Annotated in this window: 15 protein-coding genes and 1 tRNA gene; 14 read left to right on the top strand and 2 right to left on the bottom strand. The window is 46.1% G+C overall.

What is annotated here, in order from left to right; translation table 11 throughout:
* The first annotated feature begins 150 nt into the window (after positions 1-150).
* The 14 genes from IPG31_06765 to IPG31_06700 all read left to right on the top strand — a co-directional run bounded on the left by IPG31_06765 (position 151) and on the right by IPG31_06700 (position 12,288).
* Positions 151-861, top strand: coding sequence for a cytochrome C554 (locus tag IPG31_06765; GenBank protein MBK6618067.1), 711 nt, complete (start codon positions 151-153; stop codon positions 859-861).
* Positions 861-1,550 carry a NapC/NirT family cytochrome c gene (locus IPG31_06760; protein ID MBK6618066.1) on the top strand — a complete coding sequence of 230 codons (690 nt, stop codon included), beginning with the start codon at positions 861-863 and terminating at the stop codon, positions 1,548-1,550. The genes IPG31_06765 and IPG31_06760 overlap by 1 nt, the downstream gene beginning before the upstream one ends.
* Positions 1,551-1,728: 178 nt before the next feature.
* The gene (thrS, locus tag IPG31_06755; protein MBK6618065.1) at positions 1,729-3,642 is read left to right on the top strand and encodes a threonine--tRNA ligase; all 1,914 of its coding nucleotides are present in this window, start codon (positions 1,729-1,731) and stop codon (positions 3,640-3,642) included.
* Positions 3,643-3,661: 19 nt separating this feature from the next.
* On the top strand, positions 3,662-4,219 hold the full coding sequence (gene infC, locus IPG31_06750) for a translation initiation factor IF-3 (GenBank protein MBK6618064.1): 558 nt from the start codon (positions 3,662-3,664) through the stop codon (positions 4,217-4,219).
* Between the two features lie 134 nt (positions 4,220-4,353).
* The gene (rpmI, locus tag IPG31_06745; protein ID MBK6618063.1) at positions 4,354-4,551 is read left to right on the top strand and encodes a 50S ribosomal protein L35; all 198 of its coding nucleotides are present in this window, start codon (positions 4,354-4,356) and stop codon (positions 4,549-4,551) included.
* A 14-nt stretch (positions 4,552-4,565) separates the two neighbouring features.
* Positions 4,566-4,925 carry a 50S ribosomal protein L20 gene (gene rplT / locus IPG31_06740; protein MBK6618062.1) on the top strand — a complete coding sequence of 120 codons (360 nt, stop codon included), beginning with the start codon at positions 4,566-4,568 and terminating at the stop codon, positions 4,923-4,925.
* A gap of 260 nt (positions 4,926-5,185) precedes the next feature.
* Positions 5,186-6,205 (top strand): phenylalanine--tRNA ligase subunit alpha, encoded by a 1,020-nt coding sequence (gene pheS / locus IPG31_06735; GenBank protein MBK6618061.1) that lies wholly within the window; start codon positions 5,186-5,188, stop codon positions 6,203-6,205.
* Positions 6,206-6,228: 23 nt separating this feature from the next.
* Positions 6,229-8,625 (top strand): phenylalanine--tRNA ligase subunit beta, encoded by a 2,397-nt coding sequence (locus IPG31_06730; GenBank protein MBK6618060.1) that lies wholly within the window; start codon positions 6,229-6,231, stop codon positions 8,623-8,625.
* A 104-nt stretch (positions 8,626-8,729) separates the two neighbouring features.
* Positions 8,730-9,038, top strand: coding sequence for an integration host factor subunit alpha (locus IPG31_06725; GenBank protein ID MBK6618059.1), 309 nt, complete (start codon positions 8,730-8,732; stop codon positions 9,036-9,038).
* Entirely contained in the window at positions 9,016-9,393 is a 378-nt protein-coding gene (locus IPG31_06720; GenBank protein ID MBK6618058.1) for a MerR family transcriptional regulator, read from the top strand. Before IPG31_06725 ends, IPG31_06720 begins: the two co-directional genes overlap by 23 nt.
* A 79-nt stretch (positions 9,394-9,472) precedes the next feature.
* A tRNA-Pro gene (locus tag IPG31_06715) sits at positions 9,473-9,549 on the top strand.
* A gap of 192 nt (positions 9,550-9,741) precedes the next feature.
* Positions 9,742-10,485: a 5'/3'-nucleotidase SurE gene (gene surE, locus IPG31_06710; GenBank protein ID MBK6618057.1), complete on the top strand. Its 744-nt coding sequence runs from the start codon at positions 9,742-9,744 to the stop codon at positions 10,483-10,485.
* Between the two features lie 132 nt (positions 10,486-10,617).
* Complete coding sequence (locus IPG31_06705) at positions 10,618-11,286, top strand: protein-L-isoaspartate(D-aspartate) O-methyltransferase (protein MBK6618056.1); 669 nt, start codon at positions 10,618-10,620, stop codon at positions 11,284-11,286.
* 102 nt (positions 11,287-11,388) lie between these two features.
* Positions 11,389-12,288 carry a peptidoglycan DD-metalloendopeptidase family protein gene (locus tag IPG31_06700; GenBank protein ID MBK6618055.1) on the top strand — a complete coding sequence of 300 codons (900 nt, stop codon included), beginning with the start codon at positions 11,389-11,391 and terminating at the stop codon, positions 12,286-12,288.
* On the opposite strand, the gene IPG31_06695 is transcribed toward IPG31_06700, so the two are convergent.
* Entirely contained in the window at positions 12,257-13,003 is a 747-nt protein-coding gene (locus tag IPG31_06695) for an HAD family hydrolase (GenBank protein MBK6618054.1), read from the bottom strand. The genes IPG31_06700 and IPG31_06695 overlap by 32 nt on opposite strands.
* Complete coding sequence (locus IPG31_06690; GenBank protein ID MBK6618053.1) at positions 13,004-14,605, bottom strand: IS66 family transposase; 1,602 nt, start codon at positions 14,603-14,605, stop codon at positions 13,004-13,006.
* Positions 14,606-14,609 lie beyond the last annotated feature (4 nt).

Genomic DNA, 14,609 nt, shown 5'->3' with positions numbered 1-14,609 from the left:
ACAGCCTGTCGTGATCGGGTACAATAGCGGACGGCGAGCGAATCGCAGGTCATTTTGATAAAACCAGGACAGTTGCAAACCAATTAGTCGCCCGAAAAACAGGCGACTAACTGGCGACTTGACCAACCGTCCCCCACAAAAGGAGAAACAATGAAACTCATCACTACCGCCAAACTGCTGGCGGTCGCGCTCATCACCCTGATAGCTGGCAACCTCATGGCAGCGGAAGCACCGTTTGAAGGCCGCAAGAAATGCAGCTCGTGCCACAAGGCGCAGGCGAAATCCTGGAACAGCACGGCGCATGCCAGTGCGATGAAATCACTAGAACCCAATGTCAAAAAAGAAGCCAAGATCAAAGCCAAACTTGATCCGGCCAAAGACTACACCCAAGACAAAGACTGTGTAGGTTGCCATGTAGATGGTTTTAACAAAAAAGGCGGCTACAACATCGACGCCCCGAACAAAATGCTGGCAGCGGTTGGTTGTGAATCCTGCCATGGTGCTGGGCGACAATATCGTGGTGATCATCGCAAGGCGGGACAAACCTTTGAGAAATCCGGCAAGACCACCCCGCGTAAAACACTGGCGGACAAAGGACAGGACTTCCATTTTGAAGAAAGCTGCAATGCCTGCCACCTGAATTACGAAGGTTCTCCGTGGAAAGGTGCCAAACCGCCTTATACCCCGTTTACACCAGATGTGGACGCGAAATATACTTTTAAATTTGATGAAATGGTCAAAAACGAAAAAGCCATGCACGAACATTACAAACTGGATGGTGTTTTTAGCGGAGAGCCTAAATTCAAATATCACGACGAATTTCAGGCCAGTGCTAAAGAAACCAAAAAAGGAAAAGACTGATGACTACTCTACAGAAAGGATCGATAGGCACTCTGCTGGTAGGCGGATTGCTGGGTATTGTGTTGCTGGTAGTTGTATTTGGTGGAGAAGCGGCATTATCCACCGAAGAATTCTGCACCAGCTGTCATTCCATGACCTACCCGCAGGAAGAACTCAAACGTTCCACCCATTATGGCGCGCTGGGGGTCAATCCTGGCTGTAAGGACTGCCATATTCCGCAAGGGATAGAAAACTTCCATCTGGCGGTAGCCACACACATAGTGGATGGCGCGCGCGAGCTATATCTGGAACTGGTGAATGATTATTCCACGCTGGAGAAATTCAACGAGCGTAGATTGATCATGGCACATGATGCACGCATGAATCTTAAGAAGTGGGATAGCATCACTTGCCGTACCTGTCACAAAAACCCGAATCCGCCCGGAGAAGATGCCCAGGCTGCCCATAAGAAAATGGAGACAGAGGGCGCGACCTGCATAGATTGTCATCAGAATCTGGTGCATGAAGAAGCGCCCATGACCGATCTGAACGCTAGTCTGGCTACTGGGAAAATGGTACTGAAACCAGAAGACGAAGAGGATGATGACGACGAAGACGAAGACGAAGACGAAGAGGATGAAAATGCTGAAGAAAGTGATACAGCAGCCGAGTCTTCTGATGAAGATGACTCCGAAGATGATGATGAGTAAGGTTTGCTCTGGTAAGTTTTAATATCAGGGCAGCAGCCGTGAATTGTTCAAATTGGAGCTCGTGAAACCTGCTGTTGTTTCTTCTTGACGGGCTTCTGTTTGATAGATTAAAACTGACTCTAATGTGGTTAAATACAGTGGTGCAGGTGAAATTCTTGTTAGGTGATGGAGAGTATTGGTGACAGTTGTTTGTTTTCCAGATGGAGCGAAAAAAGAAATTGACTCCCCGGTTACGGTGTATGAGATCGCTGAATCAATAAGTACAGGACTTGCGCGTGCGGCATTAGCCGGGAGAGTCAATGGAAAGTTGGTTGACTTATCAAGTGTAATTGAGAGTGATTGTGACTTGACGGTGATAACGGATAGGGATCCAGAAGGCTTGGAAATTGTTCGTCATTCCTGTGCCCATTTGCTGGCTCATGCTGTCAAGGAATTATTTCCCGATACGCAGGTGACGATTGGACCGACTATTGAAAATGGCTTTTATTATGATTTTTCTTATAAAAGACCCTTTACACCAGAGGATTTGGCTGAAATTGAGAAAAAAATGCTGGAAATCAGTCGTAGAGACTTGAAGATTGAGCGCAAGGTTTTTGGCCGTACGCAAGCAATAGAGTTCTTCAAACAGCAAGGAGAGCTTTATAAAGCAGAAATAATTGATTCCATACCTGGCAACGAGACTGTTTCATTGTACTCCCAGGGAGATTTTACTGATTTATGTCGTGGTCCCCATGTACCCACGACGTCGAAACTGAAAGTATTTAAACTGATGAAAGTGGCTGGAGCTTATTGGCGTGGCAATTCAAATAACGAAATGCTGCAAAGGATATATGGGACCGCCTGGATAAAAAAAGAGCAGCAGGAAGAATATCTGCATCTTCTTGAGGAAGCTGAAAAGCGCGATCATCGCAAGCTTGGAAAACAGCTTGATTTATTCCATATGCAGGAAGAAGCCCCGGGTATGGTTTATTGGCATCCAAAGGGGTGGGTAATCTGGCAGCAGATCGAGCAGTTTATGCGTCGTATTTTAAGAGATAACGGATATCAAGAGATTCGTACTCCTCAAGTGCTGGACAGATCATTATGGGAATGTTCCGGGCACTGGGAGAACTTTCGGGAACATATGTTTGTTACGGAGTCCGAGAGCCGTCATTATGCGATTAAGCCCATGAATTGTCCCGGACATGTGCAGGTGTTTAATCAAGGATTGCGCAGTTATCGTGATTTACCATTGCGACTGGCAGAGTTTGGTTCCTGCCACCGGAATGAGGCATCTGGTGCTTTGCATGGCATTATGCGGGTACGTGCATTTACGCAAGATGATGCTCATATTTTTTGTGCACAGGAACAGGTGCAGGATGAGGTAATGCGATTTATTGATTTACTTAATCGTGTCTACAAGGATTTTGGTTTTGACGATGTGCAGGTCAAGTTGTCCACCCGTCCGGAGAAAAGAGTTGGTAGTGAGGAACAGTGGGATGCTGCGGAGCAGGCATTACAGTCCGCACTGGATCAAAAAAAGCTGCAGTGGGATTTGCAACCCGGTGAAGGCGCTTTTTATGGCCCCAAAATTGAATTTTCATTGAAGGATAGTCTCTCCCGTATTTGGCAGTGCGGTACACTGCAGCTGGATTTTTCCATGCCGGAAAGACTCAATGCCAGTTATGTCACTGAAAATAACGTCAGGAAAGTACCAGTAATGCTGCATCGCGCCATATTGGGTTCCATGGAGCGTTTTATTGGAATTTTGATTGAGCATCATGCTGGTGCATTACCGCTGTGGCTTGCTCCAGAGCAGGTGATTATCTTGAATATCTCTAAAAATCAGATAGATTATGCGCAGGCGGTTTTTGAAAAACTACTGGGTTGTGGTATTCGCGTGAGCTCAGATTTGAGAAACGAGAAAATTAACTATAAAATCAGGGAACATAGTATGCAAAAAATTCCTTATCAGGTGATCGTTGGTGATAAGGAAATGTCTTCGGGTGTTATAACAGTTCGGAGTCGATCGGGTGAAGATCTTGGATCGATGACTGTACAGGATTTTATCAATCGTTTGCGAGAAGAACTGCGTATCGCATCTAGAATATGAGATTTTATTAATAGGAGGAATTACCATAGCTCAGGAAAAAGCTGCTCGAATAAATGGAGATATTTCAGTACCACAGGTTCGATTAATCGGGGTTGATGGTGAGCAAATTGGAATTGTGCCAACAGCTAGAGCAATAGAAATGGCAGAAGAGGCGTGGGTTGATCTGGTAGAAATTGCGCCTGGTGCAGAGCCTCCTGTGTGCAGATTAATGGACTACGGGAAATTTCTATATCAGGAAAGCAAGAAAAAGCACGATGCTAAATTAAAACAAAAACAGGTACAAATAAAAGAAATCAAATTTCGACCTAATACGGATTCAGGTGACTACAATATTAAAATGCGGAATTTGATTGGTTTCCTGGATGAGGGTGATAAGGTAAAGATTACGCTCCGGTTCCGTGGTCGGGAAATGGCGCATCAAGAGTTTGGTATTCGATTGCTGGAAAAAGTAAAAGGAGATCTTGATGAGATAGCCGTGGTAGAGCAGTTTCCAAAATTAGAAGGCCGACAAATGGTAATGGTGTTGTCTCCCAAAAAAAAGGATGTGAAGCTCTCGAAAACTAAACCTGTTGAATAGACTGAAATTAATATAAAATGCTGACTAGAACTGATTGTTATCGGTTTGAGTGTGAATGTAAATAACAAGTGGTTACCGGGTTTTAAGTTTTCTGGTTAGAAACACCCTGAGCCATAATTAATGAGGAGTTGCAAATGCCGAAGATGAAAACTAAAAAAAGCGCTTCTAAGCGTTTTAAAGTCAGATCCAGTGGGGCAATTAAAAGGTCTCAGGCCTTTAAGCGTCATATTCTAACCAAGAAAACAACAAAAAATAAAAGACAACTAAGGGGAACCGCATCGGTTCATGCCAATGACATGCCATCTGTGCGCGCCATGTTACCTTACGCTTAAGGGGGAAGAATAAAATGCCAAGAGTTAAGCGAGGTGTAACTGCGCATGCGCGACACAAAAAAATTCTCAAACTAGCTAAGGGATACCGGGGACGGCGTAAAAATGTTTATCGGGTAGCAAAACAGGCTGTCATGAAGGCGGGACAGTATGCCTATCGTGATCGCCGTCAAAGGAAAAGGCAGTTTAGGGCATTGTGGATTGCGAGGATTAATGCTGCTGCACGCGAATGTGGTTTGACATACAGTGTTTTTATGAATGGTCTGAAAAAGGCAGGAGTTGAGTTGGACCGTAAAGTTTTGGCTGACTTGGCTGTATTCGATAAGCTGGCATTTAAGAAAATCACTGAGCAGGCAAGGGTAGGTTTGGCGGCGTGAGGTTGCTCAACTTATTTCTAATATGATAATAGAGTGATCTGATAATCTGATATTAAGACACGTTCTCTTTCTTATTGCTCAGATGGTTATTAAGCATTCTGTCCCAATGTATCCGTAGAAATTAATGATATAACCGACAGTAGTGTCATTTGTAGGTGTTGGGTTTGATTTTTTACTTCAGTTACCTGGCAAGATTCCCAAGAGAGGTCGGATTCGAGTTGTTCCGGCCTCTTTTTTTATGAAAAATTAATTTAGTTATGATGAGTAATTTAGAAGAACTGTTCCATGAGGCGACCGAGTTTCTCAGTAAGACGAGGAATATGGTCGAGCTTGAGCAGGTTAAAGCTCGCTATTTGGGTAAGGATGGAAAGCTGACTTCTTTGCTAAAAAATTTGAAAACACTTGATGTGCGTGAGCGCCCCTTGATGGGCGAACGTATTAATTTGACGAAAAAACAACTTGAAGAAGCGATTGTTAGTCGACGAGCATTTATTCAGGAAAAGGAGATGCTTAGTCGACTAGCGGAAGAAAGCCTCGATGTTACGTTGCCGGGAAGAGGTTGTGGTACGGGTGGAGTTCATCCTGTCACAAGAACGCTCAATCGAATCGAGTCGTTGTTCCGCTCAATTGGATTTTCCATTGCAACCGGACCAGAGATTGAAACTGATTTTTATAATTTTACGGCATTAAATATCGCTGAGAATCATCCAGCAAGAGCCATGCATGATACTTTCTATATTGATGGTGGTGGGTTGCTGCGAACACATACTTCGCCGGTGCAAATCCACTACATGGAGAATCATCGACCACCAATCAAAATTATTGCGCCTGGACGAGTTTATCGTTGTGATTCAGATGTTACACATACCCCTATGTTTCATCAAATTGAAGGTTTGTGGATCGATGAGGAAGTCAGTTTCGCAAACTTGAAGGGCGTATTAGCGCAATTTATGCAGAACTTCTTTGAAAAGGAAGATTTGCCGGTCAGATTTCGTCCTTCTTTCTTTCCTTTTACAGAGCCTTCTGCTGAAATGGATATAGGTTGTGTAATATGTCAGGGCAAAGGCTGCCGAGTATGTGGTAATACCGGCTGGTTAGAAGTACTGGGTTGTGGCATGGTGCATCCTGCTGTATTGAACCATGTAAACATTGACAGCGACAAGCATATTGGTTTTGCTTTTGGTCTGGGTGTCGAGCGACTGACCATGTTGCGTTATGGTGTTAATGACTTGCGTTTGTTCTTTGAAAATGATCTGAGATTTTTAAAGCAGTTTAATTAATCGCTGAACACTAAATACTTGAAATGAGATTCTCTGAAAACTGGCTTAGAACCTTTGTTGATCCGTTGTGTAGTAGCGATGAATTAGCGCACACCTTGACAATGGCGGGACTGGAAGTAGAAAGCATGGCTTCCATTGCGCCGTGTTTCCAGCAGGTGGTGGTGGCGGAAGTTATGAGTGTACAGAAACATCCGAATGCAGATCGGCTGAGCGTTTGTGATGTCAATGTTGGTGAACATACAAGTGGACCTTTGCAGATTGTGTGTGGTGCGAGCAATGTCAGGTCTGGTATGAAAACGGTTTGTGCCATGATCGGAGCACAACTTCCTGGATTAGCGATTAGGCGAGGCAATATTCGTGAGGTTGAATCTTCCGGTATGTTATGTTCCTTCGCGGAGATTGGATTGAGTGATGACACCGCAACAGGCATTATTGATTTGCCTTGTGATGCTCCTGTTGGTCAAGATTTCAGGCAATACTACACGCTGGATGATCATATATTTACCCTTAAATTAACGCCCAATCGTGCAGATTGTCTTGGAATGTATGGAATTGCACGTGAGGTCGCTGCTATTACTGCCTCTCCGTTGGTCTTGGTGCCGCCATCTCCGGTGCCTGGCCAGATTGCAGATGTATTGCCCATCCAAATAGAGGTGCCCGATGCCTGTCCGCTTTACTGTGGACGCATAATCAAGGGTATCGCTCCAGATCAGAAAATCCCGTTATGGATGGCGCAACGATTGCAGCGAAGCGGCTTGCGAGAGGTCAATGCTGTGGTTGATATTGTCAATTATGTGTTATTGGAAACTGGTCAACCGATGCATGCATTCGACCTCGATAAAATTGCATGCACAGATCAGCGGGGAATAAGTGTACGTTATGCCGGAAAAGGTGAACATTTACAGCTTCTAAATGGCATTGACCTGCAGTTGGATAGCAACATGCTGATTATCGCTGACCATAAGCAACCACTCGCTTTGGCGGGCATCATGGGAGGCAGTGAAAGTGGAGTGAATCGATCACAGACCCATTCAATTTTTCTGGAAAGTGCTTTTTTTTCTCCAGCAGCAATCAGTGGAAAATCATTTGAGCTGGGGTTTACTTCAGATGCTGCCCATCGATTTGAAAGAGGGGTTGATTTTTCTTTAACACGTACAGCGTTAGAGCGGGCAACTGCTTTGATTCTGGAGATATGTGGCGGAGTAGCTGGATCGGTAACTGAGGTTAGGCACGAAGCATATCTGCCACAGCGGTTCTCCATACGTGTTCGCTTAAAACGTGTCAATAGCGTTCTGGGTATACGATTGGGGATGGAGGAGATAGTCGATTACTTTAATAGGTTGAAATTTGATTTCACCGTTGAAGGGGATTCTTTCAGTATTGTACCTCCTGCTTTCCGATTTGATCTGGCCATAGAGGAGGATTTTATCGAGGAGATTGCTCGTATTCATGGCTATGATCGAATTCCTGCGAGCGCGCCCAAAGCTTCTTTGAAAATTCTGCCAGAAGAAGAGACTGGATTGGTTCCAGTTGAACGACTGCGTCAAATTCTGGTTGCGCGTGATTATCAGGAAGTGATTAACTATGCGTTTGTAGAAGAGAAATGGGAAGTCGATTTTGCGGGTAACCATGAAAGTGTGCGGCTGAAAAATCCAATTGCCAGCCACATGAGTGTGATGCGCAGTAGTCTCCTGGGAGGGCTCGTCAGTAATTTACAGTTTAACTTTAATCGCAAGCAGAGCCGAGTCAGAATATTTGAAATTGGGCGTTGCTTTCAAACTGATGTGGGTGATTACGCAGAGCGAGAAACCGAGAATATTGCTGGACTCTGTTTTGGCGGTGCTTTACCGGAACAATGGGCAGTCAAGAATCGTGAAATCGATTTTTTTGACGTTAAGGCGGATATAGAATCCCTGTTTACGCCTAATAAAATTCTGTTTGAACCTGGAATACATCCTGCAATGCATCCCGGTAAATCAGCCAAAATTTTGGTTGATGATAAATTTTCTGGTTGGCTGGGTGAACTCCATCCGCGCTTATCTGCAAAATATCATTTGCCAGGTGCCACGGTATTATTTGAGATCAAGACGGCATCTACAGTTACGCGCATGTTACCTAATATGCGGACCCTATCGAAGTTTCCACCGGTAAGACGCGATTTGGCATTTGAAGTGGATACTCAGGTAGTCGTGCAAGCCATACTTGATGCGATGTATCAGCACAAAGCTGATCTTGTTGTAGAGATTGCACTATTCGACTTTTATAGCGGAGATAAGCTGGCGCCAGGAAAAAAAAGTTTGGCCTTTCGTTTACTGTTACAAGATCTCGAGAAGACTCTCACAGACCAGGAAATAGATCAGGCAGTGAACGAATTGATTGATATGCTTGCTGGTCAATTTGGAGCGGTGCTCCGCAGTTAGCTTGCCTGGTAATGTGTATGATTATGATTTTAAGGCATAGTATAGAGCAATGGGTTTTTGACTATCTTTTAGAACAGTGTATTTATACCTGAGAGGAAACTGATATGGCGTTGACTAAAGCAGATCTTACTGATTTATTATTTGAAAATATTGGGCTAAATAAGCGCGAAGCTAAGGAAATTGTAGAATCATTTTATGATGAAATGTGCGCCACTCTGCAAGAGGGAGATGGTGTCAAACTATCTGGGTTTGGTAATTTTCAGCTGAGATCCAAACCGGAACGACCTGGTCGGAACCCTAAGACTGGTGAAGAAATTCCCATTTCCGCGAGGCGAGTAGTGACATTTCATGCCAGTCAGAAGTTAAAGACAATGGTTGAAAATCATTACCATGGACAATCAAAAACCAAGTGAATCATTGCCACCCATTCCGGCAAAACGGTATTTTACGATTGGAGAAGTGAGCGAGCTATGCTTGGTTAAACCCCATGTGCTCCGTTACTGGGAGCAGGAATTTACTCAGCTCAATCCAATTAAACGCCGCAATCGTCGCTACTATCAGCATCAGGAGGTGATTCTGATTCGGCGTATACGTGAGTTGCTGTATGATCAGGGCTTCACGATTAGTGGTGCGCGTAATCATTTGATGCCAGAAAGAAACGAGACCCCGTTTCTGGCAACTGCTGATTTGCCGAACGTATCAGGAGTAATGCTGGCTGCCGTAAAAAAAGAAATTAGAGACATTCTGACGTTATTGCGAGGTGTATAAAAGTGCAGATTTCTTTCTGAGATTCGTGCAGTAGTAGTGAGATAGCTTGATAGTGTGGATTTGCTATAATTCCAAACTTCGGGGCGTAGCGCAGCCTGGTAGCGTACTTGCATGGGGTGCAAGTGGTCGGAGGTTCAAATCCTCTCGCCCCGACCAAATGAATCTGAATTGAGAAATTCATAGTGCTAAACAAAATGAGACATTGTAGTGAAATAGGCTAAGCAGTTAATCTTCAAGGTAAATGCTGGCTACTAATGATTTTTGGCCGTATTCTTAAAACAATCGGATTGTTTGTGCGTAGTATTTTTTTTCATCAATTAAGTAATCAATTATTCCAGAGTATGGTGAATGCGCATCCTGCTCAGTAATGATGATGGGTATTTTGCGCCAGGCATTGCCCACCTTGCAGAAACATTATCCACTATCGCTGAAATTACGGTAGTCGCGCCTGAGCGTGACCGTAGTGGCGCCAGTAACTCACTAACGCTCGATCGTCCTCTGTCGTTACGTCACTCACACAACGGTTTTTATTACGTCAATGGCACACCAACAGACTGTGTTCATCTGGCTGTGACTGGCATGCTGGACGGACTTCCTGATATGGTGATTTCCGGAGTAAACGATGGTGCCAATATGGGTGATGATACTATTTATTCTGGAACAGTGGCAGCGGCCACAGAAGGTTTTCTGCTGGGTATTCCCTCCATAGCGATATCAATGGTTAGCGTATCACGAGGTAATTTTGCAACTGCAGCCAGAGTGGCGCTGGATCTTGTCAAACACAACATGGATCACAAGTTTCATGTACCAATTTTGCTAAACGTCAATGTCCCGGATATCCCTTATGACCAATTGACTGGTATGGAAGTGACCCGGTTGGGGCGTCGTCATAAAGCTGAGTCTGTTATTAAGACACTTACTCCGCGTGGAGAAACGGTCTACTGGGTGGGAGCCGCTGGAGGAGCACAGGATGCTGGTGAGGGTACCGATTTCTTTGCTGTACAAAGAAATCGAGTGTCGATAACCCCTTTGCAGATTGATTTGACTCACTATGATCAAATTAATTTTGTTAAAACCTGGGTAGAACAATGACGAGGAAATCAAATTTTGATCCGCAGCAGAAATCCTGGTTATTGACTAGGTATTTGTATGTTCAATTAAAAGAGTTTTGTCTGACTGTAGGCGCGTCTTTTTGTTACCTGAAGCCAGTGATGGAGTGAACCGGTGAACGTGTATCATTCAGGAATCGGCATGACTTCCCAGAGAACACGGATTCGTATGGTCGAGCACCTGCGGGAACAGGGAATAGTCGATGAAGTCGTGCTCAATGCAATGAATATTGTTCCTCGCCATCTTTTTGTGGAAGCAGCATTGGCTTCTCGGGCCTATGAGGATGTTTCTTTACCCATTAATTTTGGACAAACCATATCAAGTCCATGGACTGTTGCGCGCATGAGCGCACTTCTGCGCGAGAACGCCAAGCATCCATTAGAGAAGGTACTTGAAATTGGGACGGGTTGTGGCTATCAAACGGCAATTCTTGCCAGGATTGCGCGTAAAGTTTATTCGATCGAACGCATCGGTCCATTATTAACTCGAACGAGGATACGTTTGCTTAAAATGGGTATTCGCAATGTTTTTCTTAGGCATGCTGATGGAATGCTTGGTATGCCTGAGATGGGACCCTATAATGGCATCATATTAACTGCATTTGTTCCGGAAATTCCCGAAGTGTTGCTTGGACAGCTATCTGTGGGTGGACGAGTGGTTTTCCCACGTGGAAGCCGAAAACAGCATCTCTGCCTAATTGAACACACTACGGAAGGATTTGTCGAGACTGTACTGGACGAAGTGATGTTTGTACCAATGTTGCCGGGTACAGTAAATCGATAGATGTTGTATTTACATATTTGCTGAGTTAGATAAATCAGTTGAGCGAGATAACTAAATTTTGTATTAGGTGATTTCATAAATCGATTTGAGGTGTTCAGTCCCATGACATTGATTCTTCCGTTGATTGTTCTACTGTTAAGCGCTTGTGCGTCGACACCGTACCCGGTTCCTGTTGCTGAACGGCAGATTGGGCATGATGGCGGACGTTTTCATGTGGTGCAACATGGCGATACCCTCTATGGTATTGCACGCAGGTATGGCCTGGATCCTTACCAACTGACGCAGATGAATGGAATAACAGATCCTGGCCAGCTCAAAATTGGTCAAGAGATTTTGCTGTCTGCTTCAGGTCATCAGGAAACGTCTGGTGGAGCATCCACCGAAAATGAGCCACGTATTTTTGCGATTACTTCTCCTGATGATCAGGCATTCAGCACGGTTGCACCAGCTGCTACCTATGCGCCTTCAGCAACGCTTAAAACGGAGCCCAAAGGAACCATGTTGCCCTATTCTGAGGCTGCCAAAGAAAAGCTGGACGTATCTTCTCAAACAGGACAGCCCTATGAGAAAGTGGCGATCAGTAGTCCTGGTATAGATAACAGCGGTGCGAGGAAGCCCGCTGGAAGCAAAAAGGCTGGTGGCATTGATTGGGTATGGCCAACTGATGGTCGAGTTCAGGATCATTTTTCTGAAAAATCAAGAGGCGTGGGAATTGCAGGAGGAGTTAATCAGCCTGTGCATGCATCGGCGTCAGGTACGGTGGTCTATAGTGGCAGTGGATTGCGAGGTTATGGAAATTTGGTGATTATCAAGCATGATGATACTTATCTGAGTGCCTATGGGCATAATAGCAAAGTGCTGGTTCAGGAGGGGGAGCGGGTGACTCGTGGACAGAAAATTGCCGAGATGGGGCGGACTGATAACGGCTCTACAAAGCTACATTTTGAAATACGCAAGCAGGGGCAACCGGTTAATCCGATGGAGTTTCTGCCTGCACACTGACCAGTTTGTGCAGTTCTTCCATATCCAGTCTGGTCAGATCTGGTAGTATCAGCGAGGCGCCGCTGAAATTTTGTGCATGTGTGTATTCGCTACTGGTGACAATGGTTTTGATGCCTGCGGCTAATGCTGACTCCAATCCATTAACGGAGTCCTCGATTGCGATGCAGTGCTCTGCAGGCAGGCCAAGCTGGTCAATTACCCACTGGTAGATATCCGGCGCTGGTTTTTTATGTGGCACGATATCGCCTGCGCCAATCACGTCAAACCAGTCGGGTGAGTCGATACCAAGCGTATTTTCAAGCAAAGCAATGACATTCTCAGGGGTTGTCGTGGTGGCAATGGCGATTCGTATACCATTTGTGCGTAGCTGCTGAATCAGGTTCATCACTCCGGGTCTTAACTGGATTTCACCTGTTTTCATCAAATTCAGAAAATGATGCGTTTTGGTACGATGCAATTCTGCAATCCATTGATCAAGACCATTCTGCGATAAAAATTCCGGTCTGTAATTTTGTAAATAATGGCGAATACGTTCTTTGCCACCAGTAATTGCCAATAATTCCCCGTAAAGAGTAACATCCCAGTGCCAGTCCAGGTCGAAATCCCTGAAAGCCTGATTGAATGCCACGCGATGACCATCGCGCTCGGTATCGGCGAGCGTGCCGTCAACATCAAATAAAACTGCTGATAGTGTGTAACCGTCCAACGCTCCCATCTATCTTTCCTGCTGTTTAAGTGATTGAATGAACGCTGGTGTAAGTGGCAGCAATTCATCGATGCGGTTATTGGGCCAGGTCGGTAGTCTGGCGAGGGTGTCTGCAAGCCATGCGGCGGGATCGAGTTTGTTGAGTTGCGCGGTACCGAACAAGGTTTGAATGGCAGCGGCGCGTTGACCGGCACGTTCCGATCCGGTGAATAGCCAATTCTTTTTGCCGATTGCGATCGGGCGGATGGTGTTCTCCACCGGGTTGTTGTCGATCGGAAGAGAGCCGGTTTGTGCGTAGCGGATGAGACCTGGCCAGCGTCTGAGGGTATAGTCGAGTGCTTTGGCGGAGCCGCCGCCATTTGCGGTCTGGCTACGGGTTTGCATCAGCCAGTCATGCAATGCATGCAGTGCGGGCAGGCTTCTGTCTGCCCGCAGTTGCAGACGATCTTCGATGCTCAGGTCTTTGCCTTCTGCTTCGATTGCGTATAAGACGCTGATGCGCTGTATCGCTGCCAATGCCATCGTGCTGGCATTGGCCTGGTACAGGTCAAAGAATTTGCGTCGCGCATGCGCCCAGCACGCCAATTCGACGCAAGGCGATGTGGCTGTGGAAAAAAGTGCTTTATACCCAGCATAGTCATCGACCATCAGGTGTCCTTGCCAATTTTGCAGAAAGTGCCGCGCATGCTGACCGCTACGGCCAGCTTGATAGTCGAAGACGATGATACGCGGCCCGGGTTCAAGATCATTGCTGCGGTAGGCCCACAGGTAGGCTTTACGGGTTTTGCCGCGACCGGGTTCCAATTGTGCAACTGGTGTTTCATCGGCATGCAGCGTGTTGCCCTGCAGTAGATGCCAGGTTAGGCGATCGACCAATGGTTGCAGGGCTACGCCGGTACGGCCTACCCATTCGGCCAGGGTGGAACGGGGCAGCGTGACCTGGTCACGGGCAGCAATCTGCTCCAGGCGATAAAGTGGCAGGTGATTCAGGTATTTGTTTGTCATCACCCAGGCAAGCAGGCCCGGGGCGGCCATGCCGCCATCGATGACTGCCGGTGGCACGGGTTCTGCCGTGATGGTTTCACAGGATTTGCAGGCGTACTGTGGGCGAATGTGGCGATGAACGAAGAATCTGGCGGGTTCCACGTCAAGCTGCTCGGTGATGTCTTCTCTGATATTAGTCAGATCGCAACCGCATCGGTCACATTGGCAGGATGCGGGTTCATGCCGGTGTTCGATGCGCGGCAGGTGATCTGGCAGCGGCTGACGACCGGCGCGGGTACGCGGCACTTTGGTGGCATTGGGGGTTGGTGTGCTGTTGATCTGTTCGATTTCAGCCTCAATGGCCGTGATATCGGTCAGCGCCGATTCTTCAAACAAAGAAAGCTGCCTGGGTGACAAGGCAGACAACGCTTCATTTTTCCTGCCAAATCGGATACGGCGCAGATGCGCCAATTCCAGGGTGAGCGCCTGAATCTTGAGTTCCAGCGCATAAACTGTCTGCTGTGTTTGCTGGGTCAGATCAAGCTGAAATGCCTGAACCAGATTGACCACCTGTTGTTTGGTGGCCGTATCGAGGTTGAGTTGATCCAGTTGCGCCAGTGAATTCATGAGA

This window comes from Nitrosomonas sp., from assembly GCA_016703745.1.
Classification (GTDB): Bacteria; Pseudomonadota; Gammaproteobacteria; order Burkholderiales; family Nitrosomonadaceae; genus Nitrosomonas.
Note: the sequence above shows the minus strand (reverse complement) of the source record. Positions and strands in the feature narration are given on the sequence as shown.

Excerpts from the sequence above, each read along its gene's own strand:
- IPG31_06765 (MBK6618067.1), top strand. The coding sequence starts at position 151 with ATGAAACTCATCACTACCGCCAAACTGCTGGCGGTCGCGCTCATCACC.
- IPG31_06760 (MBK6618066.1), top strand. The coding sequence starts at position 861 with ATGACTACTCTACAGAAAGGATCGATAGGCACTCTGCTGGTAGGCGGA.
- rpmI (MBK6618063.1), top strand. The coding sequence starts at position 4,354 with ATGCCGAAGATGAAAACTAAAAAAAGCGCTTCTAAGCGTTTTAAAGTC.
- rplT (MBK6618062.1), top strand. The coding sequence starts at position 4,566 with ATGCCAAGAGTTAAGCGAGGTGTAACTGCGCATGCGCGACACAAAAAA.
- pheS (MBK6618061.1), top strand. The coding sequence starts at position 5,186 with ATGAGTAATTTAGAAGAACTGTTCCATGAGGCGACCGAGTTTCTCAGT.
- IPG31_06730 (MBK6618060.1), top strand. The coding sequence starts at position 6,229 with ATGAGATTCTCTGAAAACTGGCTTAGAACCTTTGTTGATCCGTTGTGT.
- IPG31_06725 (MBK6618059.1), top strand. The coding sequence starts at position 8,730 with ATGGCGTTGACTAAAGCAGATCTTACTGATTTATTATTTGAAAATATT.
- IPG31_06720 (MBK6618058.1), top strand. The coding sequence starts at position 9,016 with ATGGACAATCAAAAACCAAGTGAATCATTGCCACCCATTCCGGCAAAA.
- surE (MBK6618057.1), top strand. The coding sequence starts at position 9,742 with ATGCGCATCCTGCTCAGTAATGATGATGGGTATTTTGCGCCAGGCATT.
- IPG31_06700 (MBK6618055.1), top strand. The coding sequence starts at position 11,389 with ATGACATTGATTCTTCCGTTGATTGTTCTACTGTTAAGCGCTTGTGCG.
- IPG31_06695 (MBK6618054.1), bottom strand. The coding sequence starts at position 13,003 with ATGGGAGCGTTGGACGGTTACACACTATCAGCAGTTTTATTTGATGTT.
- IPG31_06690 (MBK6618053.1), bottom strand. The coding sequence starts at position 14,605 with ATGAATTCACTGGCGCAACTGGATCAACTCAACCTCGATACGGCCACC.